This window comes from Streptomyces sp. NPDC090025 (genome assembly GCF_044748125.1).
Taxonomy (GTDB): domain Bacteria; phylum Actinomycetota; class Actinomycetes; order Streptomycetales; family Streptomycetaceae; genus Streptomyces.
The window spans coordinates 622,250-645,023 of the sequence record NZ_JBIVFL010000003.1; the positions used below are offsets into that span (position 1 = coordinate 622,250).

Sequence of the window (22,774 nt, forward strand, 5' to 3'; positions counted from 1 at the left end):
CCCGTACCCGGACGCACCTGTGCGCCCCTCAGGGGGTGCCTTGCCGGTCGGGCCGGATCAGCGAGCGGGGTCCTGGGGCCCTGGATCCAAGGCGGAGGAGGGAGTCGACGCGGAGCGTCGGCGACCGACGACAACGCGGGAGACAGGGTCGCAGGACGCCGGGAGCCCGGCACGACCGGTGAGGCACCCCCTAAGGTTGCCCCCAATGCCTTCCTTCGACTCCTCCCCCACCCTCTCCGTCTGGCGGATGCTGCTCGCGCTCGCCGTCGTGTTCGTGCTCCTCGCGACCACCGGGTGGACCACCATCCGCCACCAGCGCGCGCCGGGCCCGACCCGGAAGGACGCGCTCAACGCGTGGACGCACGCCCGGCTCGGTGGCCGTGCGCTGCCGGACCCGGCGGCCCCGGCCCGTACGATCGCCGCGTTCTTCGCCACCATCGGACCCGGTCAGGGAGCCAGGCTCGCGGACACCCATCCCCTGGTGGTGGGAAACCTCAACGGCGTCCCGGTCGCCCTGCGCTACCGGGCCAACCGGGTCTCGCTGTCCCGGGCCCTCGCCGCCGAGCGCGGCCGGGTCGAGGACCCGCGGCTGACCGCCGACGGACGGCGCGAGGCGGTCCGGCGGGTGCACCGCTTCACCAGCCTGATGCGGGCCGACCGGCAGATCCTCGCCTTCGACCCGACCGGCACCGGCCGCACCGCCGAGGTCCTCGGCGATCTGACCAGGGCCCGGCGGGTCTCGGTGATCGTGCCCGGGGTCGACACCAATCTGCTCACCTTCCAGAAGACCGCCCGCCGCTATTCGGCGCCCGCCGGGATGGCGACCGCGCTGTACGCGGCGGAGCGCCGGGCCGACCCGCGGACCAGGACGGCCGTCATCGCCTGGGCCGACTACACCGCCCCCGTGGGGGTCGGCATCGAGGCGGCGACCGGGCGGATGGCCGAGAACGGTGCCGTCCGGCTGGTCGATCTGGCCGGCGCGCTGCCCGGCGACGCGCCCGTCACCCTGTTCTGCCACAGCTACGGCTCCGTCCTGTGCGGGGTCGCCGCGCCCCGGCTGCCCGCCCGGGTGACCGATCTGGTGGTGGCCGGCAGCCCCGGGATGCGGGCCGACCGCGCCGCCGACCTGGGCGGCCCGGCCCGGATCTGGGCGATGCGGGACGAGGACGACTGGATCGCCGACGTGCCCCACATGGAGCTCGGCGGGGTCGGGCACGGCGCCGACCCGGTCGCCCCCGAGTTCGGCGCCCGGCGGCTCTCGGCGACCGGTGCGGCCGGGCACACCGGCTATTTCGAGCCGGGCACCCGCAGCCTGGAGAACTTCGCCGCCCTCGGGGTCGGCAGCTACGGGCAAGTGACCTGCGCGAGCGCCGACAGCGCTTGTCTCGACGGAATCTTCGGCGGGACACCGTCCTGACGCGCGTAGATCACGGCGGATTTACGGTGGTTGCGAAGGGGCGACGTCCGGGCATACGCCGCATACGATGAGGCGTATGGGTGATGTGCTGGCCGGAATTCATGCCACCTGGGAGTTCGAGAGCGACGCCGTCGTCATCCGCTTCGACCGGGGGATCCGCACGCCGAAGCTGCTCGGCGCGCTGCGCGAGCGGCGGGTGCCGCACGAGGCGCTGGCCTCGGTGACGCTCGCCCCCGGCAGGCGGGGCACCCTCGTGCTGCACGCCGAGCCGAGAGCGGGCGCCGATCCGCTGATGGAGGCGGCCGCCGGACAGCTCAAGGACGGCTGCGACCCGTACCGCCTGGTGCTGCCCGCCGAGCGCGGGGCGCTCGCCGAGCGGCACCTCGACGAGCTGCGCGCCGTGCTCGCCGACCGCCCCGGCGGCACCGGGCCTGTGGACGGCTTCCTGGTGGCGCCGCCCGCCGGACCGCAGTCCTTCAAGGCGTACGACGGGAAGGCCACGTTCGACGGGACCGGCGAGATCGGCTTCCGCTGGTTCTGCACCGGCGCCTCCTCGGAGAAGTGGAAGGCGGGCGACCAGACCTTCAGGACCCGGGAGCTGAGCGGGGTCGAGTGGCATTCGCCGGAGCACGCCGAGGGCTGTCTGCGGCTGCTGCGCCGGGACGCCGCCGACGAGCCCGCGCCCCGGCCCGACCACGACCCGGCCTCCGTCGTCTTCGGCTTCGGCTACGGCTCGGTGCACGAGTCGCTGCCCTTCGCGGCTGCCGTCCTGGCGGCGATCCGGGGCGGCTCGGCCCGCTACCCGGCGCCGGTCCCGGCCCAGGCCACCGCAGCCCCTTCGTCGGCCGCCGCCCCGGTCGCCGTACCGGTCCCTGCCCGCCCGCACGCTCACGCCGACGCCGTCGGGAACGCCGTCGGGGACTCCGCAGAAAGGATCCGCCAGATCCGCTGAGCCCGTGGCCGACCGGGGCACACCCGGCCCGGGAACCCCGGCCGCCCCGATGTCGTACTCCGGTATCACCCCACGGCCCGCGCCCCGGTATGACGTGCCCGGCCGCCCCCCGCGCCTACCCTGAGCGGGCCATGAACGACATCGAGAAGGACACCAAGAGGGGCACCGAGAGCAACGCCGACACACGGCGCGGGACCGGTCGCTTCCAGGAGCGGATGCCGCAGGCCGTCGGCCGGGCCGGGAGCCGGGCCAGGACCGCCGTGCGGGGTCTGGGCAGCGCGCTCGCCACGCCGACCGGGCCCGGCGAGCCGCTGTTCGCCAGGGCCGCCTCGCCGTGGCTGCGCTGGCTGCCGTACGCGGTCGCGTTCGCCCTGGTGTCGGCGCTGCTGCCGGTCACCATCACCGTGCTGACGCAGTCGTACCACGTGCACGGCGCGATCGCGGGCGCCCTCGGCACCGCGCAGACGGCGCCGCTGCTGCTCGCGGTCACCCGGCCGCTGCAGGCGTGGTGGGTGATCTTCGCGGCGGACGTGGCCGGTGGCTTCGTGCTGCTCGTCCCGGACTACGACGGCGCCCTGCCGACGCCGTGGACGCCGATGGTGGTGGTCGGTTACCTCTTCCTGATGCTCGCGCTCGGGCTGCGCGAGTCACGGCGCGCGCTGCTCGGGGTGTGGCTGTCGACCGGGGTGGCGGGCGCGGTCTTCGAGATCGTCTCCGCCGACCGGCCGGGCACCGGCGTGATCGTGCTGCTCTTCGTCCTTTCAGGCGTGGTGCTGCTGCTGACCTCGACGCTCCGCTCGCGCGGTGACGCGGAGCGGCGCCTGGTCGAGCAGGAGAACATCAGCGAGGCCGAACGCGGCCGCCGCACGCTCCTGGAGGAGCGGGCCAGGATCGCCCGCGAGCTGCACGACGTGGTCGCCCACCACATGTCGGTGATCACCGTGCAGGCCGACTCGGCGCCGTACCGCATCCCGGACCTGCCGGAGGCGGCCCGCGAGGAGTTCACGTCGATCGCGGGCGCGGCGCGCGAGTCGCTGGCCGAGATGCGGAGGCTGCTCGTGGTGCTGCGCAGCGACGGCACCGAGGGCGAGCGGGCGCCGCAGCCGGGGCTCGACCGGGTGCAGCAGCTGGTGGAGGCGGCGGTACGGGCCGGGGTCCCGGCGGAGCTGTCGCTCGCCGCCGACCTGGGCGAACTGCCCCCGGCGGTGGACCTGTCGGGGTACCGGATCGTGCAGGAGGCGCTCGCCAATGTGATCCGGCACGCGCCGGGCGCCGCGACCCGGGTGTCGGTGCGCCGGGACACGGCGGGGCAGCTGAACGTCCTGGTGGTCAACGGGCCCGCCGCCGAGCGGGTGTCGGCGCCGGTGGAGGGCGGTTCGGGCACCGGGCACGGCCTGATCGGGATGCGGGAGCGCGTACGGTTGACCGGTGGCTCGCTGGACACCGGGCCGCTGCCGGACGGGGGTTTCCGGGTCGCCGCCCGGCTGCCGCTGAACGGCCCGAACAGCCCGACGGACCAGAAGGACGCCCCGTGACCATCCGCGTGATCATCGTCGACGACCAGGCCATGGTGCGGGCCGGTTTCGCGGCCCTGCTCGCCGCGCAGAGCGACATCGACGTGGTGGGCGAGGCGCCGGACGGGCGGCAGGGCGTCGCGGTGGCCCGTTCGACCCACCCGGACGTGGTCCTGATGGACGTGCGGATGCCGGAGATGGACGGCCTCGCGGCGGCCCGGGAGATCCTGAACCCGCCGCCGGGCGTGGTGCACCGGCCGAAGGTGCTGATGCTGACCACTTTCGACGTGGACGACTACGTGTACGAGGCGCTGCGCGCCGGGGCGTCCGGCTTCCTCCTGAAGGACGCGCCGCCGGCCGATCTGATCGCGGCGGTGCGAGTGGTGGCCGGGGGCGAGGCACTGCTCGCGCCGTCCGTGACCAAGCGGCTGATCGCCGACTTCGCCGCGTCCCGGCCCGCGCCGCGCGCGGACCGGGCGGCGCTGCGGCTCAACGGTCTGACGCCGCGCGAGACCGAGGTCCTGGAGCTGATCGCCCGCGGCCTGTCGAACCAGGAGATCGCCGAGCACCTGGTGCTCGCCGAGCAGACCGTGAAGACCCATATCGGCCGGGTGCTGGCCAAGTTGGACCTGCGCGACCGCGCGCAGGCGGTGATCTTCGCGTACGAGTCGGGTCTGGTGACGCCGGGTGGCACCGGGCAGTAGCGGCGCCCGGTAGCGGCCACCGGCCGCGAGACGGACGCAGACGCAGACGCAGACGCAGACGCAGACAGGCGTACCCGGGTACGGGGGTGAGGTCACCCGCGTACCCGGGTACGGCCGTTCCGGGGCGGGCCCGCACCCCGGCCCGCCCGGGCGATCCATCCTCCGGACCCGCCCTGACCTGCGATTTCGCCCGCTCGCCCGGCGACTCCTGGGGCAGGCCCCCGGGGGACAGCCCCACCCCCGTCCTCCCGCTGGCCGCTCGTCCCGCCCCTACCCCGGTATCACCAGCGACTTGGCTCCCCGGTGTGACGTTCCGTCACCCGTCCTCTTCCTACCTTCTCCTCGCCAGCGACGAGAGAGACAGGAACGGAAAGGGAGGGCCGCATGGGCCGGTTCAGGAGGACCCTGGTCGCCGCCGCGCTGACCGCCACCGTGGTGGTGGGGACGGCGGGTTGGGCGTCCGGATCGAGCCAGCTGCCGGTGACGGGCCCGCCCGTCGGGACGGCCGCGTGGAAGGCGGCGGGCCTGCCGGACCCGGCGCGCATGACGGTCGGCCGGACCGCCGCGTACATCGCGGGCCTGAGCCCCGAGCGGCAGCGGGAGCTGGTCCGCAACCACCCGGACGTCCTCGGCAACCTGGACGGCGTCCCGCTCGCCCTGCGCTACGCCGCCAACTCCCGTACCGCTCCCGCCGCGTTCGCCGGACAGCAGGTGCTCGCCTACGACCCGCGCGGCCGCGGCCAGGCGGTGCTGGTGTACGGGGACCTGGCCACCGCCCGCCATGTGGCGGTGATCGTGCCGGGGTCCGACACCGACGCCGGGCACCTCGGCAGGCTCGTCCAGAAGGCCACCGCGCTGCGCGAGGCGACCGGCGGCCGGACCGCGGTGATCGCCTGGGCCGGGTACACCACGCCGGTCGGCGTCGGCATCGACGCGGCCTCCGGCGAGCTCGCCGAGGCGGGGGCGGACCGGCTCGTGCGCTTCACGGACGGGCTGCGGGCCGTCGGCGCCGCCGAGCCCGCCGTGTTCTGCCACAGCTACGGCTCGGTGGTGTGCGGGCTCGCCGCCGACCGGCTGAAGGCGAAGGACCTGGTCGCCGTCGCCTCCCCCGGGATGCGCGCCGACGACGTGGCCGCCCTGAACACCACGGCCCGGGTGTGGGCCGCGAAGGACGCCACCGACTGGATCGACCGGATCCCGAACGTCGAGGTCGCCGGGATCGGTCACGGCACCGACCCGACCGCGCCGGAGTTCGGCGCCCGCCCCGTGCCCGCCGCCGAAGCGCGCGGCCACGACGGCTACTTCACCCCCGGCACGGACTCGCTCCGCGCCTTCGCCGCGATCGCCGAGGGAGACGACCTCCGATGAAGACCCTGACCCTGCCCCGTACCAAGGACACCGAAAGCACCGAGGGCACGACCGCTGCCGTCGAGGGCACCGAGCCCGCTGCCGCCACCGCCGTGGCCCGGCCCGCCGTCGGACCGTTCGCGAAGGCCGCCGCCGCCATCGACGCCCGCACCCCCGCCCAACGGGACCGCGCGATCGACGGCCTGCGCGCGCTCGCCCTGCTCGCCGTGCCCACCGGGCACTGGCTGCTCGGCGGCTTCACCCGCTCCGCCGACGGCGCGCTCCACAACGCCAGCCCGCTGTCCGCGTTCGGCGGGCTCGCCCCGGTCAGCTGGATCCTGCAGATGCTCGGCATCTTCTTCCTGGTCGGCGGCTACGCGGCGGTGCTGTCGTTCCGCCGCCACCAGGGCTCCACGGCCGACTGGCTGAAGGGCCGGCTCGCCCGGCTCGGCCGCCCGGTGCTCGGGGTGACGGCCGTGTGGGCGGCGCTGCTCCCGCTGCTGCACTTCGGGCTCGGCGTGCCCGCCGACACCCTGCGGACGGCGTCCACGCTGGTGATCCAGCCGCTGTGGTTCGTGGGCGTGTACACGGTGGTCACCGCGCTCACCCCGCTGTGCGTGCGGGCCGCCCGGCGGCTCGGCGCCTGGGCGGCGGCGCCGCTGCTCGGTTCGGTCGCCGTGGTCGACTTCCTGCGCTACGGGCCGTACGCGGATGCCGTGCCGTCCTGGCTGAGCCTGCTCAACATCCTGCCCGGCTGGCTGTTCGCCTATCAGCTCGGCGTCTCCTGGGGCGAGGGCCGGGTCACCCGGCGGCACGCCTGGGGGCTGCTGCTCGGCGGCGCCGCGCTGTTCGCCGCGCTGCTCGTGTGGTTCGGCTACCCGGCCTCGATGGTGGGCGTGCCGGGCGAGGCCCGCACCAACTCGCACCCGCCGTCGCTGCTCGTGCTCGCCCTGGCCGCCGCGCAGAGCGGCGCCGCGATCCTGCTGCGGGAGCGGTTCGGTCGGCTGCTGCGGCGGCCCGCGCTGTGGGCGCCGGTCGTGGTGATCAACCTGTCGGCGATGACGATCCTGTGCTGGCACCAGACCGCGATGCTGGCGGCGGCGATCCCCGCCTCGTACGTCGGTGAGGTCACCGGCCTGGTGGGTGCGCCGGACTCGGTGGGCTGGATCCTGGCCCGGCTGGCGTGGATGCCGCTGTTCGCCGGACTGCTGGTGCTGATCGGGCGGTACGCGCGGGGCTTCGAGTCGCCGTGGACGCGGACCGGCACGGCCCGCAGGGCGCTCGCGGGGGTGCTGGCGGCGGGGTTCGCGGTGTTCGCGCTCGGCCTGGCGTAGGTGCGTGGACGCGGCGGAGCGGGCCGACGGCCGGTGGGGCGGGGGACGGATCCCCTGCCCCACCGGCCGTCCCGGCTGCCGCCCGGCTCAGCTCTCCCGGGCGGCCGAGGTGAAGGTCATGTCCGGGTAGCGGTCGCCGGTCACCTGGCCGGCGATCGGCTCCAGGGCGGCGAGCTCCGCCTCGGTCAGGGTGATCCGGGTGGCCGCCGCGTTCTCCAGGAGCCGGGACCGCTTGCGGGTGCCCGGGATCGGGATCACGTTCAGGCCGTGCGCGGCGGCGCGGGACTGCACCCAGGCGAGGGCGATCTGCGCGGGCGTGGCGCCGTGCGCGGCGGCGATGTCCCGGACCGGGGCGAGCAGGGCCGCGTTGCGCTCGGCGTTCTCGCCGGTGAAGCGCGGCTGGCGGCGGCGGAAGTCGTTCGCGCCGAGGTCCTTGCCCGCGTCGGCGAAGGAGCCGGTGAGGAAGCCGCGGCCGAGCGGCGAGTACGGCACGAAGGTCACGCCGAGTTCGGCGGCGGCGCCGACGGCGCTGCGCTCGACGTCCCGGGAGAACAGGGACCACTCCGACTGCAGGGCGGCGATGGGGTGCACCGCGTACGCCTCGCGCAGTTCGGGTCCGGTCACCTCGCTCAGCCCGATCTGCCGGATCTTGCCCTCCTTGACCAGCTCGGCGAGGGTACCGACGGACTCGGCGAGCGGCACGGCGGGGTCGCGGCGGTGCAGGTAGTAGAGGTCCACGGCGTCGACGCCGAGGCGGCGCAGGCTGCCTTCCAGGGAGGAGCGGATGTACGCCGGGGAGTTGTCGACGCCACGGGCGCGGGCGTCCTCGGCGTCGCGGACGATGCCGAACTTGGTGGCGAGGACGATCTCGTCGCGGTGCGCGGCGACGAACGGGGCGAGGAACTCCTCGTTGGCGCCGTAGGCGTAGGAGTCGGCGGTGTCGATGAGGGTGACCCCGGCCTCCAGGGCCGCTTCGAGGGTGTCGCGGGCGGCCGTCTCGTCGGTGTCGCCGTAGAACTCGCTGATGCCCATGGCGCCGAAGCCCTGGACGCCCGTCACGGGGCCTTCGGGCCCGCCGATCCTGACGGTCGGGATCGGGAAGGCGGGGGCGGCGGAGTCGGTCTGGGCGGGCGTGCTGCTGCTGCTGCTCATGAAGGGGTGCCTCCGCAGACGGTGCTGTAGTGGTCGATCTTGAGGTCGAGTACGGCCAGGGCGTCCTGCAGCTCGGCGATCCGCGCGATGACGCCGTCCCGGGTGGATTCCAGGAGCGCGCGCCGCTCGTCGTGAGTGTGCGGGCCCTCCTGGATGAGTTCCGCGTACCGGACCATGTCGGCGACGGCCATGCCGGTGAGCCGCAGCTTGCCGACGAAGCGCAGCCAGCCGAGGTCGCGCTCGGTGAAGCGGCGCTGGCCGGTGTGCGAGCGGTCGACGTGCGGCATCAGGCCGATCCGCTCGTACCAGCGCAGGGTGTGCGCGGAGAGGCCGGTCAGGGCGGCCACCTCGCTGATGGTGTAGCGCTCCTTGCCGACCGGTGCGATGCTCCGGGCGGCGGCGCTCATGGTCTCGGTCTCGGTCACGCTCATGACCACCACGCTAAAACCTTGGAGTGCACTCGAAGCAAGTGGGGCCAGTAGGCTCGGCGGCATGGAGAGCAGCAGCGTGCCCAGTCTGGCGTCGATCGAGCAGTGGCCGGTCCCCACCGCGGCGGCGGCCGTGGTCCGCGCGGACGGCACGGTGGCCGGGGCGCACGGCCCCACCGGCCGGCGTTTCCCGCTCGCCTCGGTGACCAAGCCGCTGGCGGCGTACGCGGTGCTCGTCGCGTACGAGGAGGGCGCGATCGACCTGGACGAGCCCGCCGGGCCCGAGGGGGCGACCGTACGGCATCTGCTCGCCCACACGTCCGGGCTCGCGTTCGACGAGAACCGGGTGACGGCCGCTCCCGGCACCCGGCGGATCTATTCGAACACCGGCTTCGAGGTGCTCGGCGACCATGTCGCCAAGGCCACCGACATCCCGTTCGCGGAGTATCTGCGCCAGGCCGTCCTCGAGCCGCTGGGCATGGCCGCCACCACCCTCGACGGGTCCCCGGCGAAGGACGGCGTGTCGACCGTGGACGATCTGGTGCGGTTCGCCGCCGAGGTGCAGGCGCCGCGGCTGCTCGACGCGCGGACGGTCCTCGACGCGATGACCGTGACGTACCCGGGTCTGACCGGCATCCTGCCCGGCTACGGGCACCAGCGGCCCAACGACTGGGGTCTCGGCTTCGAGATCCGGGACGGCAAGTCGCCGCACTGGACCGGTGCGGGCTCCTCGCCGCGCACGTTCGGCCACTTCGGGCAGTCCGGCACGTTCCTGTGGATCGACCCGGAGGCGGCGGCCGGGCGGGGCGCGGCCTGTGTGGCGCTGACCGACCGGGCCTTCGGCGCGTGGGCGGTCGAGGCGTGGCCGGTGTTCACGGACGCGGTCCTGGCGGACCTGCGGAGGTAGCCCGGGACCGGGCCCGGGCCGCCCCGGCGCACCCCGGCGCCCCGCGCGCGTTCAGACCGGGCGCGCGTTCAGGCCGGGCGCTCGGCCGTGGCCAGCCAGGACGTGCTGAGCAGCCGCACCGTCCGGCCCGTCGTGGCCCCCGCCCCCTCGTGCCGGCGCAGGTGGTCGACGAGGGCCCGCCCGGCTGCCTCGCGGGTGTGCGGGGCCGCCTGTGCCATGAGGTGGCGGCCGGGTCCGCTGGTGAGCAGGAACCCGGCCGCGTCCGTCGCGTCGGTCCCCCAGGTGCCGTACGCCCGGACCGGCGCGACGGCGACGCGGACGAACCCGGCGGCGTCGAGCACCGCCTTGATCCGCTCGGGGTCGGCGAGCGAGAACATGCCGGGCAGCCCGGCCCGGCCGAAGTCGCCGAGCGGGAGGTGCTCGCCGAGCGCGGCCATCGCGGCCACCCACTCGTTGTCCTCCGGCGCGGCCGGGCAGACGAAGGCGAGCCGCCCGCCGGGGCGCAGCGCCCGGCCGATGTTGCCGAAGGCGGCCTCGGGGCCGGCGAAGAACATCACCCCGTAGCGGCTGACGGCACGGTCGAAGGAGCCCGGCGGGAAGGGGTGCGTCTGGGCGTCGCCCGCCACGAAGGTGACGTTGCCGACGGCTTCGGCGGCCGCCCCGGCCCGCGCGGCGTCGAGCAGCGGAGCGGACAGGTCGAGCCCGGTGGCGTGGCCCCGGTGGGCGCGGAGCGCGGCCCTGCGGGTGGTCTGTCCGGCACCGCAGCCGAGGTCGAGGACGCGGTCGGCCGCGGCGATCCCGGCGGCGTCGAGCAGCGGCGCGTCGAACCCTTCGTTGACGGCGTTCCAGCGGTCCTGCCCGGCCGCCCAGTGGACGCCTTCGGGGCCGTTCCACGCCTGGGCCTGGGCGGTGTTGGCGCGTTCGGACGACTCGGACGGCTCGGACGACAAGGCGGCCTCCTGGGGGCACGGGATGGGGCGCCCATGAGAATGGGCGAACGCCCAAACAGTATGGGCGTCCGCCCATACTGGCAATCCCCCGGCGCCCGGCCGGGACCCGGCCCGCGTAGGATCCGGTGACCGGGCCGGGTCCGGACGGCCGTCCGACAACCGGCCGCACGACGACAACCGGCCGTCCGACGACAACCGGCCGCACGACAGAGAGAACGGGTCACCACATGTCACCGCGCGGAGTGGCCACGCCGGACGTGCGCGAGCGGCTGTTCGCGGCGGCCGAGCGGGTCGTGGAGCGGGACGGCCCGGGCGCGCTCACCAGCCGCGCCGTCACCACCGAGGCGGGCTGCGCCAAGGGGCTGCTGCACGCGCACTTCGCGGGGCTCGACGAGTTCGTCGCGGAGCTGTGTCTCGACCGGTTCGCGCGCACCGCGGAGCGGGCGGGGGCGCTGGCCGGGCTGGTCGGGCAGGGCACCCCGGCGGCGAACCTCGGCGCCGTCGTGCACGCGCTGTTCGGGCCCGGCGGCCCGGCGGTCTCGGGCCTGGTGCTGACCCGGCCGACCGCCGCGGGTCTGGTCCGGGACGCCTTCGCGGCCGGGCGGCCCGGCTTCGGCGCGGTCGAGACGGCGGTCGCCGGTTATCTGGCGGCCGAGCGGGACCTCGGCCGGATCCCGGCCGGGCGGACCCTGGCCCCCGAACTCGCCGCGCTCGCCCTCGTCGGCACCGCCCATCACCTCCTGATGACCGGCGCACCCGGCGCACCCGGCGCACCGGACCCCCGGGCGGCACTCACCGGGCTGATCGCGGCCCTGGTCGGGGACAGTACCGGCGGGTGACCCGGCCCCGGGTCAGTCCGCCTCGCAGCGCTCGGTCGGCAGGGCGCCGTCCGTCCCGGAGAGGATCACCGGCATCGGTTCGCGGTCGGCGGAGGGCTCGGCGTAGGCGGCCGTGCAGACGATCTGGCGGCGGGCCAGCGGGGAGAGTTCGGAGACCCGGGCGACCATCCTGACGTGCAGGATGGTCGAGCCGTCGGTGGCTTCCTGCGGGGTGGTGTGCGGCTTGGCCTGGCGCGGGAGTTCGATGGCCGTGTGCAGTCCGGCGGCGCGTTCCTCGGCGTTGGGGCCCTTGAGCAGCGACGCGAGGACCTCGTCGGTGCCGTCCCGGGTGCCGCGTTCGGTGCGGAAGCCGTCGGGGTGGGTCGGGTCGGGGGTGGGCCGGCCGTCGGGCCGGCCGAAGACGGTGGTCCTGCCGACATCGCGGGCGACGAGCATCAGGCCGCCGTTGGGGCCGACGAAGAACAGCACGTTCTTGTGGTCGTCGGTGGGGTGCACGGTCACGGTGGCGGCGGGCCCGGCCTCGACCACCTCGCTCTTCTGGATGCCGCAGGCGCCGAGCGCGCCGAGCGGCAGCAGGGCGAGCAGGGCGGCGGCCGTGCGCCGGGCGCGGGTCACCGGGGTATCCGGACGGTGAAGACGGCGCCGCCGTCGGGGCGGTTGGCGGCGGTGACGGTGCCGCCGTGCAGCAGCACGTTCTCCCGGGTGATGGCGAGGCCGAGGCCGCTGCCCGCCGAGCGGGTACGGGCCTGGTCACCCTTGTAGAAGCGGTCGAAGACGTGCGGCAGGACGTCGTCGGGGATGCCGGGGCCGCGGTCGGCGACCTCGGTGACCAGCCAGTCGTCGGTGGCGGCGACCCGGACGGTGACCGGCGGGCGGCCGTGCCGCAGGGCGTTGCCGACCAGGTTGGCGACGACGATGTCGAAGCGGCGCGGGTCGAGCCGGGCGCGGATGCCGTCGGTCAGGTCGACCTGGATCCGTTCCGGGTCGGTCCAGTGCCGGTTCTGCAGGGTCTTGCGGACGGCCTCGGCCACGTCGAGCTCGTCGGTGTGGAGTTCGGCGGCGCGGGCGTCGAAGCGGGAGATCTCCATCAGGTCCTCGACGAGCACGGCGAGTTTGCCGGTTTCGGCGCTGATCAGGCGCACCGCGCGGGCGGTGTCGGGGTCGAGCGAGGCGGCGTCCTCGTCGAGGACCTCGGTGACGGCGAGCATACCGGCGAGCGGGGTGCGCAGTTCGTGGGAGACGTCGGAGGCGAACCGGCGGGCCCGGGCCTCGGCCTGGCGCAGCTCCTTGACGGAACGTTCCAGCTCGGCGGCGGACGCGTTGAAGGTGCGGGCCAGGTCGGCGAGTTCGTCGCTGCCCTTGGCGTGGATCCGGGTGTCGAGGCGGCCCCGGCCCATGCTGTGGGCGGCGCGGCGCAGTTCGCGGACCGGGCGCAGCACGCCCCGGGCGGCGATCAGGGCGGGGACCAGGGCGACGAGCAGCGCGGGCAGCGCGCCGTCGCGGGCGGCGATCACCATCGCCTCGATGTTGGCCTCCTCCTCGCCGAGGTCCATCACCGCGTACATGACGAGTCCGGTGGGGCGGCCCTCGGGGAGCCGGCCGACGGTGCCGAAGACGGCGGGGACGGCGATGGTGAGGTAGGGGACGCCGTTCTTGACCACGCGCTGGAAGCTGCCGTGGCTGGTGCCGACGGCGGTGGCGCGGCGGCGCAGTTCGGGGGTGATGACGCTGGACTCGGGCCGCTCGGCGGAGGACATCCGCAGGCTGCCGTACTCGGCGTAGACCCGCCAGGCGCGCGGCTTGCCCTGCCGGGCGATCCGCTGGAGCTCGTTGCGCAGCCCGTCGGGGTTGACCGGCAGGGAGACGCTCATCGTCTCGACCTGCTGGCGGAAGGTGGTGACGGCGGTGTTCTGGGTCTGTTCGAGGATGGCGGTGCGGGCGGCGCGGTAGGTGAGCGCGGCGGTGGTGCCGCAGCCGACGGCGGCGACGAGCAGGAAGGCGAGGACGAGCCGGGTGCGCAGCCCGAAGAGCTGGGGGCGGCCGAGGCGTCTGAGGGGGCGGTCGGTGGCGTCGCCACCGGGGACGTGGGCCTTCACGTCAGCGGGCCGAAGCGGTAGCCGAAGCCGCGCAGGGTCTGGATGTAGCGGGGGTCGCCGGGGGTGTCCTCGATCTTGTTGCGGAGCCGTCGGACGCAGGCGTCGACGAGCCGGGCGTCGCCGTGGAAGCTGTGCTCCCAGACGTGTTCGAGGAGCTGCTGGCGGCTGAAGACCTGCTCGGGGGCGGCGGTGAGGTGGAGCAGCAGCTTGAGCTCGGAGGGGGCGAGGGCGATCCGCTCGCCGTTCTTGGCGACGGTGAGTCCGGCCCGGTCGACGGCGAGCTCGCCGTGGAACTCGATGGCGGGGCGGCCGGTGGCGGGCTCCTCGATGCGGCGCAGGACGGCGCGGATCCGGGCTTCGATGACCTCGGTACGGGCGGGCTTGACGATGTAGTCGTCGGCGCCGGCCTCCAGGCCGATGACCACGTCGAAGTCGTCGCCGCGGGCGGTGAGCATGATGATCGGCAGCTGGCTGCTCTCGCGGACCCGGCGGCAGACCTGGACGCCGTTCATGCCGGGCAGCATCAGGTCGAGGAGCAGCAGGTCGGGCCGGAACTCGGCGAGGGCGGCGAGCCCGGCCTCACCGGTGGCGGCGGCGCGCACCTCGTGGCCGCGGCGGCGCAGCCCGAGTTCGACGCCCTCGCGGACGGAGGGGTCGTCTTCGATGAGGAGCACGCGTGGCATTGGTGGAGTATCCCAAGGTCGTGAGGGGGTCGGGCGGGGCGGGGTGCGGGTCAGCGGCTTCGTCGGGCGAGACGCGCGAGGCGCCCCGAGACGTTCCCGGTGAGGGCGCGCACCTCGGTGAGGCGGAGCGGCCGGGCGAGCAGCAGGAAGACGGCGAGGATGGTGGCGGCTCCGGCGAGCCCGGCGGGCACGGCCCCGGCGGGCGCGGTGCGGTCGGCGGTGAACAGGCCGAGTCCGGCGGCGGGGACGGCGGCGACGAGCATCCGCAGCAGCGCGGCCCCGGCCCCGGTCGTACCGGTCGTGATGCCGGTCGCCGTGTCGGTTGCCGTGTCGGTCCCGGCCCCGGTGCCGGTCGTGCCCGCCGCCCGCCCCGTACCGCGCAGCCTGCGGTGCAGCACGTACGCGGTGAGCCCCCAGCCCGCCCACAGCGCGAGCGAGTACCCGGCGGCCATGCCCGCGACCGTCCAGCGGTCCGGCAGCACGGCGGGGGCGAGCAGCGCGAGGCCCGCGTTCGTCCCGGCGATCACCAGGTTGAGCAGGAACGGGATGCGGGTGTCGCGCAGCGCGTAGAAGGCGCGGGTGCACACGTACTGGCCGCTGAGCGCGATCAGTCCGGGCGCGAGCGCCATCAGGATCCAGGCCATGGAGCGCACCGCGGCCGCGTCGGTCCTGCCGTACTGGAAGACGGTCGCCATCAGCGGGACGGCGAGCGCGAACAGCGCGCAGGCGGCGGGGATCACGGCGGCGGCGCTGGTGCGCTGGGCTTGGGCGACGTCCCGGCGCACCGCCGCCAGGTCGCCGTCGGCGGCGGCGCCGCTCATCCGCGGCATGAGGGCGGTGACCAGGGCGACGGTGATGATGCCGTGCGGGACGGCCCACAGCAGATAGGCGTTGTTGTACGCGCTGAGTCCGGCGCCGTCGGCGCGCTGACCGGCCGCCGTGGCGACCTTGGTGGTCACCCAGTAGGCGGCCTGGTTGGTGAGCACCAGGAGGACCAGCCAGCCCGCGGCGCGCAGCGGGGCGGCGAGTCCGCTGCCCCGCCAGTCGAGCCGGGGTCGCCAGCGGAACCCGGCGGCGCGCAGCGACGGCAGCAGGGCGAGGGCCTGCAGGGCGATGCCCGCGGTGGTGCCCCAGCCGAGCAGGGCGGTCTCGCCCGCGGTCAGGGTGCCGCCGTCGGAGACGGCGAGGAACAGCGCGAACACCGCGATGACGACGAGGTTGTTGAGGACCGGCGTCCACATCATCGCGCCGAACCGGCCGCGTGCGTTGAGCACCTGGCCGAGCAGCGTGAACAGGCCGAGGAACAGGATCTGCGGCAGGCAGGTCCTGGCGAAGGCGACGGTCATGTCCCGCTGGTCGCCGGTGTAGTCGGTGTAGCCGTCGACGATGACGGGCGCGGCGAGCACCGCGCAGCCGGTGATCACGGTGAGGGCGAGCGCGCAGACGGTGAGCAGCCGGTCGGTGTAGGCGACGCCGCCGTCCGCGTGCTCCTTGGCCGCCTTGACGAGCTCGGGCACGAAGACCGCGTTGAGGGCGCCGCCGAGCAGCAGGGTGTAGACGATGGTGGGGACGGAGTTGCCGACCGCGTAGCCGTCGGCAACGAATCCGGTGCCGATCGCGGCGGCGACGACCGCGGACCGGACGAAGCCGGTGGCGCGGGAGACCAGCGACCCGGCGGCCATCAGGGCGCCGCTGCGGGCCACCGAGGGCGCGGCCTTCGCCGCCGTGCCGGGTCCGGTGGCGGTCGTCGTCGCCGTCATCGGCGGGCCAGGTACGCCTGGAAGGCGCGGTACAGCGTGTGGTTGGTGGTGCCGGGCAACGGAATCTCCCACTCCCCCAGGGTCTCGACGACCTGTCCGCCGGTGCCGAGCTTCCAGCGCAGCAGGCCGTGGGCGCGGTCGCCCGGGTCGAGGGTGGAGGGTACCCCGCGCAGGTCGTAGACGGCCGCGCCGAGCGCGTGGGCGTCGAGCATCATCCGCCACTGCAGCGCGTTGGAGGGGCGCACCTCGCGGCGGTGGTCGGCGGAGGCGCCGGTCTGGTACCAGACCCGGCGGCCGACGGTGATCATGGTGTGGGCGGCGAGCACCTCGCCCTCGTGGCGGGCCAGGTAGAGCCGCATCCGGCCCGGGTGCTCGGCGTTGAGCACCGCGTACTGGCGCTCGTAGTACGCCAGCGAGCGGCCGAGCCGGAAGCCGTCGCGCTCCTCGGTGATCCGCAGCAGCCGGTAGAACTCGGGCAGGTCGGCGGCGGAGCCCACGACCACCTCGACGCCCGACTTGCGGGCCTTGCGGATGTTGCGGCGCCATTCCTGGTTGAGGCCGCTCCACAGGTCGTCGGCACCGCGCCCGGCGAGCGGCACCTGGTAGACGTGGCGGGGCTGCGCGTCGGCCCCGTCGGCGCCCTTGTCGTCGCCGCAGCGGCGCCAGCCGCGGGCCCGCAGCCGTTCGGCGACGGCGGAGCCGAGCGGGTCGACCTCGCTGGCGAGCACGTCACCGAGGCGGCGCCCCGGCCCGGTGTGCGCCTTGAGGTGGGCGGCGGTCCAGCGCCGGTAGTCGGGCGAGGGCCCGATCCGTACGGCGAACACCCCCGCGGCCCGCAGATGGGCCAGCAGCGGGGTCAGCCAGGAGTCGATGTCGGGGTCCGACCAGTCGGCGACCGGCCCCTCGGGCAGGTACGCGAAGTACTTGCGGGTGCCGGGGAAGGCCCGGAGCAGCACCAGGGCGACCCCGTCGGGGCGCCACGAGTGCTGCCCCCAGCCGAGGAGCTGGTGGCTCCAGCCGTCCTTCACCTGGGCCCAGGCGGGCAGTTGCAGGAAGCTCGGACCGCCGGGTCCGGTGGAGCGGGCGGCGAGGAAGGCGCGGTACGCCTCCGGGGTGACCGGTCCGAACCAGGGCGCCGGGGCGGTGGGCGCGGATGCGGGCGCGGGTACGGGCGTCACGAGCAGCGCTGACACAACGGGAGCCTCCTTGTTCCGCCCCTTCGGTGGTGGGGCGCACAGCAGGCTCACAGCCGGTATTGACCGGTCCGCGCGAGGAATGTGACCGGACGATGACCGTTTCTCTGCAGCGCCCGTCATACGGCCCCGGGGCCGCCCACGGGGCCCCCGGAGCGTCCTAGAGTCCGTCGCATCCCGCCCTTTCCACTCCTCACGAGGAGGTCCGTGCCGTGCCGCGCACCCGCATACGCATACCGGTCCACAGCCCGCTGATCCCGCTGATCGCGCTCACCGCCCTGTCCCTGACGGCCTGTTCGGCGGCGACGGCGGGCGGCCCGGCCGCCTCGGGGCAGTCCGCGGGGGCCGCCGCCGGGGACGGCAAGTCCGCCCGGGGCCCGGCCGCCCAGGTCACCGTGGCACCGCCGAAGGCGGGCCTGCCGGTCACCGTGACGGCGACCGGCGGCACCCTCGCCCGGGTGAAGGTCGTCGACGCGGACGGTGTCGAACTCGTGGGCCGTACCGGCGCGGACGGCGCCGCCTGGACCTCCGAGCGCAAGGCCGGGCCCGGCTCCTCGTACACCGTCGAGGTCACCTCGCGCGGCACCGGCGGCACCGAGAGCACCGCCCGGTCCTCGGTCAGCGTCCCGGCGGCGGAGCTGGTCAACAAGCTGACGCTGGCGCCCGGCAAGAACACCACGGTCGGGGTGGCCCAGCCGCTGTCCATCGTCTTCGACCGGCCCGTGACCAACAAGGCCGACGTGGAACGGCAGTTGAAGGTGACCACCTCCAACGGCACCGAGGGCGCGTGGGGCTGGGTCACCGACTACTCGGGCCGGGACCGGGCGGACTGGCGGCCCAAGGACTACTGGAAGCCGGGCACCAAGGTGACCCTGGACGCCACCCTCGACGGCACCGACTCGGGCGCCCGCGGCGGCTGGTTCGTCCGCGACTACCGGACCGGCTTCACCGTCGACTCCGACTCCCGGGTGGTGAAGGTCGACCTCGACCGCAAAAGACTCGAGGTGGTCCGCAACGGCCGGGTCGTCACGACCATCCCGGTCTCGGGCGGCACCCCCGGTGGTGACAAGCGCTCCTGGCGCGGGACGGCGGTCCTGATGGCCAAGGAGGGCACGATCCGGATGAACTCCGAGACGGTCGGCCTCGGCGACGCCTACAACAAGATGGTCGACTCCTCGATGCGGCTGACCTGGTCCGGGATGTACGCGCACGCGGCCCCGTGGAACGCGGCCTGGTTCGGCAAGGCCAACAAGAGCTCCGGCTGCATCGGCATGAGCAAGGCCGAGGCCGCCGCCCTGTTCGACGCGCTGCGGCCCGGCGACCCGTTCGAGATCAAGGGCGCGGACACCAAGGGCGTCGTCGCCGAGGGCAACGGCTACGGCGACTGGAACGTGTCCTGGACCGAGTGGAAGAAGAAGAGCGCCCTTGCCTGAGCCGTCGTGGGGGCCGTGACGGCGTCAGCGCGCCGCCGTCATCTCCCACAGCAGGACCTCGGTGTCCTCGCCGGTCGCGAGCAGCGCCAGATCCGTCCCGCCGGTCACCCGGGCCGCGTCGCCCGCCGCCAGCTCCTCGCCCGCCAGCCGCACGGTGCCCCGCACGACGTGCGCGTACAGCAGCTCGGCGTCCGGCACCGCGGCCCGCTCGCCGAGCGCGAGCCGCCGCACGTGCAGCAGCGCACCGGACTCGGGCAGCGCGTACGGGGTGGCGTCGGCGATACCGGGCACCACCTCGTAGCGCGGCTCGCCGCCCGGCTCCAGCGGCGCCAGCCACATCTGCACGAAGACCAGCGGCTCCGGCCCGTCGTTGCGCTCCACGTGCCGGACGCCCGCCGCCGAGCTGAGCCGCTGCAGATCGCCCGCGCGCACCACGGTCGCGTGCCCGGTGGAATCGCGGTGGGTCAGCTCGCCCTCGACGACCCAGGTGACGATCTCGGTGTGGCTGTGCGGATGCTCGTCGAAGCCCGCGCCCGGCGCGAGCCGCTCCTCGTTGCAGGCGAGCAGCGCGCCGAAGCGCAGGTTGTCGGGGTCGTAGAAGCGCCCGAAGGAGAAGGCGTGCCGGGTGTCGATCCCGGCCTCCGGGTCACCGCCGGGGTACCGCTCCGCGCCGCGCTGGATGCGTATCACGGGATCACGGTAGCGGCGCGGGGCCCGGCCCGTACAAGCCCGTCGGCACGGTCCGACGCCCGCGTGCCACGCCCCGGCCCGACACGCGGGCGTCCCGATAAGGCAGTCTTGTCCCCGTGCCTGAACCCGTGAACGCCGCTCACCCGCATGCCGCGACCCTGAAGCGCCTGGAGCAGTCCTCCGGGCGGCTCGCCGCGAACGCCATTGCCCGCATGGACGAGACGCTGCCGTGGTACCGGGCGATGCCGCCCGAGAACCGGTCGTGGATCGGCCTGGTCGCGCAGGCCGGCATCGCCGCGTTCACCGAGTGGTTCCGGCATCCGGAGACCCCGCAGGCGATCTCCACCGACGTCTTCGGCACCGCGCCGCGCGAGCTGACCCGGGCGATCACCCTGCGCCAGACCGTCGAGATGGTGCGCACCACCATCGAGGTCATGGAGACGGCGATCGAGGAGGTCGCCGCGCCCGGCGACGAGAGCGTGCTGCGCGAGGCGCTGCTCGTCTACGCCCGGGAGATCGCCTTCGCGACCGCCCAGGTGTACGCGCAGGCCGCCGAGGCCCGCGGCGCCTGGGACGCCCGGCTCGAATCGCTCGTGGTCAACGCGGTGCTCTCGGGCGAGGCCGACGAGGGCGCGGTGTCCCGGGCGGCGGCCCTCGGCTGGAACTCGCCGGAGAACGTGTGCGTGGTGCTCGGCACCGCCCCGGACGGCGACAGCGAGCTGACCGTGGAGGCGATCCGGCGGGCCGCCCGGCACGCCAAGCTCCAGGTCCTCACCGGCGTCCTCGGCGACCGCCTGGTGGTCATCGCGGGCGGCAACGACAACCCCCTCGCGGTCGCGAAGGCACTGATCGGGCCGTACGCGGCGGGCCCGGTGGTGGCCGGTCCCGTGGTCCCCGACCTGCTCGCGGCGACCCGGTCCGCGCAGGCCGCGGCGGCCGGGCTCAAGGCGTGCACGGCCTGGCAGGACGCCCCCCGGCCGGTGCTCGCGGACGATCTCCTGCCGGAGCGCGCCATCGCGTCCGACCCTTCGGCACGCGAGCAGCTGGTGGAGGAGATCTACAGACCGCTGGAAGAAGCGGGCTCGGCGCTGCTCGAAACCCTGAGTGTCTATCTGGAGCAGGCCAGCAGCCTGGAAGGCGCCGCACGGATGCTGTTCGTGCACCCGAACACCGTGCGCTACCGGCTCCGACGTGTGACCGACGTCACCGGCTGGTCGCCCTCCGATGTCCGTTCGGCCTTCACCCTGCGGATCGCGCTCATTCTCGGGCGCTTGGCCGACGCGGACACCCAGTCCTAGACTTTTGTCGGACACCAACAATTCCCCCGACGGTTCTTCGTCCCTGTCCCCACGGGCGTCCCGGACCGTCCACAAGAGAGAGTGTGAGGGTGCTCGTACTCGTCGCTCCCGGCCAAGGCGCTCAGACGCCCGGCTTCCTGACTCCCTGGCTCGACCTCCCCGGCGCGGAAGACCGCCTGCGGGAGTGGTCCTCGGCGATCGATCTCGACCTGGTCCACTACGGCACGAACGCCGACGCGGACGAGATCCGTGACACCGCGGTCGCCCAGCCGCTGCTCGTCGCGGCCGGTCTGCTGTCGTTCCACGCACTCGGTCTCGACGCCGTCCCCGGCGCCGTCGCCGGTCACAGCGTCGGTGAGATCACCGCGGCCGCCTTCGCGGGCGTCCTCGACGACACCGCCGCGCTCCGGCTCGTCCGGGCCCGCGGCCTGGCGATGGCCGACGCCGCCGCCGTCACCGAGACCGGCATGGCCGCGCTCCTCGGCGGCGAGCCCGACGTCGTCCTGCCGCACCTGGAGAAGCTCGGCCTCACCCCGGCCAACGTCAACGGCGCCGGTCAGATCGTCGCCGCGGGCACCGCGGCGCAGCTGGCCGCGCTCGCCGAGGACAAGCCCGAGGGCACCCGCCGGGTCGTCCCGCTGAAGGTGGCGGGCGCGTTCCACACGCACCACATGGCCCCGGCCGTGGCGGCCCTCGAACTCGCCGCCAAGGACCTGGCCCCGGCCGACCCGAAGACCGCGTACGTCTCCAACCGGGACGGCCAGGTCGTCACCGGCGGCGCGGAGGTCATCTCCCGCCTCGTCGGCCAGGTCGCCAACCCGGTCCGCTGGGACCTGTGCATGGAGACCTTCAAGGAACTCGGCGTCACCGGACTCGTCGAGCTGTGCCCCGGCGGCACGCTCACCGGTCTCGCCAAGCGCGCCCTGCCCGGCGTCCCGACCGTGGCGCTGAAGACCCCGGACGACCTCGACGCGGCCCGCACGCTCGTCGCCGACACGGCCACCGGCTGACAAGGAGTGTCGAAGAGCATGGCCAAGATCAAGCCCAGCAAGGGCGCCCCGTACGCGCGGATCCTCGGCGTCGGCGGCTACCGCCCGACCCGGGTGGTCCCCAACGAGGTCATCCTGGAGCGGATCGATTCCTCGGACGAGTGGATCCGGTCCCGCTCCGGCATCGCGACCCGGCACTGGGCGTCCCCCCAGGAGACCGTGACCGCGATGTCCGTGGAGGCCTCCGGCAAGGCGATCGCCGACGCCGGGATCACCCCGGACCAGATCGGCGCGGTCGTCGTCTCGACCGTGTCGCACTTCAAGCAGACCCCCGCGGTCGCCACCGAGATCGCCGACAAGATCGGCGCGGGCAAGCCCGCCGCCTTCGACATCTCCGCCGGGTGCGCGGGCTTCGGCTACGGCCTGACCCTCGCCAAGGGCATGATCGTCGAGGGTTCCGCCGAGTACGTCCTCGTGATCGGCGTGGAGCGGCTCAGCGACCTGACCGACCTGGAGGACCGCGCGACGGCCTTCCTGTTCGGCGACGGCGCCGGCGCCGTGGTCGTCGGCCCCTCGGACGAGCCGCACATCGGCCCCACCGTGTGGGGTTCGGAGGGCGACAAGTCCGAGACGATCAAGCAGACCGTGCCGTGGAACGAGTTCCACATCGGCGACGTGTCCAAGCTGCCGCTCGACGAGCGCGGCGAGGTCAAGTTCCCCGCCATCACGCAGGAGGGCCAGGCGGTGTTCCGCTGGGCCGTCTTCGAGATGGCGAAGGTCGCCCAGCAGGCGCTCGACGCCGCCGGAATCTCGGCGGACGACCTGGACGTCTTCATCCCGCACCAGGCCAACATGCGGATCATCGACTCGATGGTGAAGACCCTCAAGCTGCCGGAGCACGTCACGGTCGCCCGTGACGTGGAGACCACCGGCAACACCTCGGCCGCCTCGATCCCGCTCGCGATGGAGCGGCTCCTGGCGACCGGACAGGCGAAGAGCGGCGATACGGCGCTCATCATCGGATTCGGGGCGGGTCTCGTCTTCGCCGCGACGGTCGTTACCCTCCCCTAGGCACTCCGGATCTTCCG

At 74.5% G+C, this 22,774-nt stretch carries 21 protein-coding genes; 12 read left to right on the plus strand and 9 right to left on the minus strand.

Annotated elements, in window-relative coordinates; all coding sequences use genetic code 11:
- Positions 1-205: 205 nt before the first annotated feature.
- The 6 genes from ACIPXM_RS12155 to ACIPXM_RS12180 all read left to right on the plus strand — a co-directional run bounded on the left by ACIPXM_RS12155 (position 206) and on the right by ACIPXM_RS12180 (position 7,268).
- Positions 206-1,417, plus strand: coding sequence for an alpha/beta hydrolase (locus ACIPXM_RS12155; RefSeq protein ID WP_401654693.1), 1,212 nt, complete (start codon positions 206-208; stop codon positions 1,415-1,417).
- 76 nt (positions 1,418-1,493) lie between these two features.
- The gene (locus tag ACIPXM_RS12160) at positions 1,494-2,369 is read left to right on the plus strand and encodes a DUF4429 domain-containing protein (RefSeq protein ID WP_401654694.1); all 876 of its coding nucleotides are present in this window, start codon (positions 1,494-1,496) and stop codon (positions 2,367-2,369) included.
- A 140-nt stretch (positions 2,370-2,509) separates the two neighbouring features.
- Positions 2,510-3,904: a sensor histidine kinase gene (locus ACIPXM_RS12165; RefSeq protein WP_401654815.1), complete on the plus strand. Its 1,395-nt coding sequence runs from the start codon at positions 2,510-2,512 to the stop codon at positions 3,902-3,904.
- Positions 3,901-4,587: a response regulator gene (locus ACIPXM_RS12170; RefSeq protein ID WP_401654695.1), complete on the plus strand. Its 687-nt coding sequence runs from the start codon at positions 3,901-3,903 to the stop codon at positions 4,585-4,587. The genes ACIPXM_RS12165 and ACIPXM_RS12170 overlap by 4 nt, the downstream gene beginning before the upstream one ends.
- A 384-nt stretch (positions 4,588-4,971) precedes the next feature.
- Positions 4,972-5,955 (plus strand): alpha/beta hydrolase, encoded by a 984-nt coding sequence (locus ACIPXM_RS12175; RefSeq protein WP_401654696.1) that lies wholly within the window; start codon positions 4,972-4,974, stop codon positions 5,953-5,955.
- The gene (locus ACIPXM_RS12180; protein WP_401654697.1) at positions 5,952-7,268 is read left to right on the plus strand and encodes an acyltransferase; all 1,317 of its coding nucleotides are present in this window, start codon (positions 5,952-5,954) and stop codon (positions 7,266-7,268) included. Before ACIPXM_RS12175 ends, ACIPXM_RS12180 begins: the two co-directional genes overlap by 4 nt.
- Before the next feature lie 87 nt (positions 7,269-7,355).
- On the opposite strand, the gene ACIPXM_RS12185 is transcribed toward ACIPXM_RS12180, so the two are convergent.
- On the minus strand, positions 7,356-8,420 hold the full coding sequence (locus tag ACIPXM_RS12185; protein WP_401654698.1) for an aldo/keto reductase: 1,065 nt from the start codon (positions 8,418-8,420) through the stop codon (positions 7,356-7,358).
- Positions 8,417-8,851: a MerR family transcriptional regulator gene (locus tag ACIPXM_RS12190; RefSeq protein WP_401654699.1), complete on the minus strand. Its 435-nt coding sequence runs from the start codon at positions 8,849-8,851 to the stop codon at positions 8,417-8,419. Before ACIPXM_RS12190 ends, ACIPXM_RS12185 begins: the two co-directional genes overlap by 4 nt.
- 61 nt (positions 8,852-8,912) lie before the next feature.
- Here ACIPXM_RS12190 and ACIPXM_RS12195 point away from each other — a divergent pair, with 61 nt between their 5' ends.
- Positions 8,913-9,755: a serine hydrolase domain-containing protein gene (locus ACIPXM_RS12195; protein WP_401654700.1), complete on the plus strand. Its 843-nt coding sequence runs from the start codon at positions 8,913-8,915 to the stop codon at positions 9,753-9,755.
- 68 nt (positions 9,756-9,823) lie between these two features.
- Here the strand turns inward: ACIPXM_RS12195 and ACIPXM_RS12200 are convergent, their stop codons facing one another.
- Positions 9,824-10,705: a class I SAM-dependent methyltransferase gene (locus ACIPXM_RS12200; RefSeq protein ID WP_401654701.1), complete on the minus strand. Its 882-nt coding sequence runs from the start codon at positions 10,703-10,705 to the stop codon at positions 9,824-9,826.
- Positions 10,706-10,932: 227 nt separating this feature from the next.
- On the opposite strand from ACIPXM_RS12200, the gene ACIPXM_RS12205 reads away from it, so the two are divergent.
- Entirely contained in the window at positions 10,933-11,544 is a 612-nt protein-coding gene (locus ACIPXM_RS12205) for a TetR/AcrR family transcriptional regulator (protein WP_401654702.1), read from the plus strand.
- A gap of 12 nt (positions 11,545-11,556) precedes the next feature.
- On the opposite strand, the gene ACIPXM_RS12210 is transcribed toward ACIPXM_RS12205, so the two are convergent.
- Genes ACIPXM_RS12210 through ACIPXM_RS12230 form a run of 5 tightly spaced genes read right to left on the minus strand, consistent with a single transcriptional unit; the run spans position 11,557 to position 17,276 of the window.
- Positions 11,557-12,159: a hypothetical protein gene (locus tag ACIPXM_RS12210; protein WP_401654703.1), complete on the minus strand. Its 603-nt coding sequence runs from the start codon at positions 12,157-12,159 to the stop codon at positions 11,557-11,559.
- The gene (locus ACIPXM_RS12215) at positions 12,156-13,640 is read right to left on the minus strand and encodes an ATP-binding protein (RefSeq protein ID WP_401654704.1); all 1,485 of its coding nucleotides are present in this window, start codon (positions 13,638-13,640) and stop codon (positions 12,156-12,158) included. The genes ACIPXM_RS12210 and ACIPXM_RS12215 overlap by 4 nt, the downstream gene beginning before the upstream one ends.
- Positions 13,637-14,323, minus strand: a complete 687-nt coding sequence (locus tag ACIPXM_RS12220; protein ID WP_401654705.1) for a response regulator — start codon at positions 14,321-14,323, stop codon at positions 13,637-13,639. Before ACIPXM_RS12220 ends, ACIPXM_RS12215 begins: the two co-directional genes overlap by 4 nt.
- A 50-nt stretch (positions 14,324-14,373) precedes the next feature.
- Positions 14,374-16,083: a murein biosynthesis integral membrane protein MurJ gene (gene murJ, locus ACIPXM_RS12225; protein ID WP_401654706.1), complete on the minus strand. Its 1,710-nt coding sequence runs from the start codon at positions 16,081-16,083 to the stop codon at positions 14,374-14,376.
- A complete protein-coding gene (locus tag ACIPXM_RS12230) occupies positions 16,080-17,276 on the minus strand; it encodes a lipid II:glycine glycyltransferase FemX (protein ID WP_401654707.1) in 1,197 nt (398 codons plus the stop codon). Before ACIPXM_RS12230 ends, murJ begins: the two co-directional genes overlap by 4 nt.
- 212 nt (positions 17,277-17,488) lie before the next feature.
- Here ACIPXM_RS12230 and ACIPXM_RS12235 point away from each other — a divergent pair, with 212 nt between their 5' ends.
- Positions 17,489-18,709, plus strand: coding sequence for an Ig-like domain-containing protein (locus ACIPXM_RS12235; protein ID WP_401654708.1), 1,221 nt, complete (start codon positions 17,489-17,491; stop codon positions 18,707-18,709).
- Between the two features lie 24 nt (positions 18,710-18,733).
- On the opposite strand, the gene ACIPXM_RS12240 is transcribed toward ACIPXM_RS12235, so the two are convergent.
- Positions 18,734-19,399 (minus strand): pirin family protein, encoded by a 666-nt coding sequence (locus ACIPXM_RS12240; RefSeq protein WP_401654709.1) that lies wholly within the window; start codon positions 19,397-19,399, stop codon positions 18,734-18,736.
- 116 nt (positions 19,400-19,515) lie between these two features.
- Here ACIPXM_RS12240 and fasR point away from each other — a divergent pair, with 116 nt between their 5' ends.
- From fasR to ACIPXM_RS12255, 3 genes are all read left to right on the plus strand, one after another.
- Positions 19,516-20,697 (plus strand): fatty acid biosynthesis transcriptional regulator FasR, encoded by a 1,182-nt coding sequence (fasR, locus tag ACIPXM_RS12245; RefSeq protein ID WP_401654710.1) that lies wholly within the window; start codon positions 19,516-19,518, stop codon positions 20,695-20,697.
- Between the two features lie 89 nt (positions 20,698-20,786).
- On the plus strand, positions 20,787-21,707 hold the full coding sequence (locus tag ACIPXM_RS12250; protein WP_401654711.1) for an ACP S-malonyltransferase: 921 nt from the start codon (positions 20,787-20,789) through the stop codon (positions 21,705-21,707).
- 18 nt (positions 21,708-21,725) lie between these two features.
- A complete protein-coding gene (locus ACIPXM_RS12255; protein ID WP_401654712.1) occupies positions 21,726-22,757 on the plus strand; it encodes a ketoacyl-ACP synthase III in 1,032 nt (343 codons plus the stop codon).
- Positions 22,758-22,774 lie beyond the last annotated feature (17 nt).

What these genes read in the sequence shown, in the direction of transcription:
- ACIPXM_RS12155 (WP_401654693.1), top strand. Translation starts at nt 206, where the DNA reads ATGCCTTCCTTCGACTCCTCCCCCACCCTCTCCGTCTGGCGGATGCTG.
- ACIPXM_RS12160 (WP_401654694.1), top strand. Translation starts at nt 1,494, where the DNA reads ATGGGTGATGTGCTGGCCGGAATTCATGCCACCTGGGAGTTCGAGAGC.
- ACIPXM_RS12175 (WP_401654696.1), top strand. Translation starts at nt 4,972, where the DNA reads ATGGGCCGGTTCAGGAGGACCCTGGTCGCCGCCGCGCTGACCGCCACC.
- ACIPXM_RS12180 (WP_401654697.1), top strand. Translation starts at nt 5,952, where the DNA reads ATGAAGACCCTGACCCTGCCCCGTACCAAGGACACCGAAAGCACCGAG.
- ACIPXM_RS12185 (WP_401654698.1), bottom strand. Translation starts at nt 8,420, where the DNA reads ATGAGCAGCAGCAGCAGCACGCCCGCCCAGACCGACTCCGCCGCCCCC.
- ACIPXM_RS12190 (WP_401654699.1), bottom strand. Translation starts at nt 8,851, where the DNA reads ATGAGCGTGACCGAGACCGAGACCATGAGCGCCGCCGCCCGGAGCATC.
- ACIPXM_RS12195 (WP_401654700.1), top strand. Translation starts at nt 8,913, where the DNA reads ATGGAGAGCAGCAGCGTGCCCAGTCTGGCGTCGATCGAGCAGTGGCCG.
- ACIPXM_RS12205 (WP_401654702.1), top strand. Translation starts at nt 10,933, where the DNA reads ATGTCACCGCGCGGAGTGGCCACGCCGGACGTGCGCGAGCGGCTGTTC.
- ACIPXM_RS12220 (WP_401654705.1), bottom strand. Translation starts at nt 14,323, where the DNA reads ATGCCACGCGTGCTCCTCATCGAAGACGACCCCTCCGTCCGCGAGGGC.
- murJ (WP_401654706.1), bottom strand. Translation starts at nt 16,083, where the DNA reads ATGACGGCGACGACGACCGCCACCGGACCCGGCACGGCGGCGAAGGCC.
- ACIPXM_RS12255 (WP_401654712.1), top strand. Translation starts at nt 21,726, where the DNA reads ATGGCCAAGATCAAGCCCAGCAAGGGCGCCCCGTACGCGCGGATCCTC.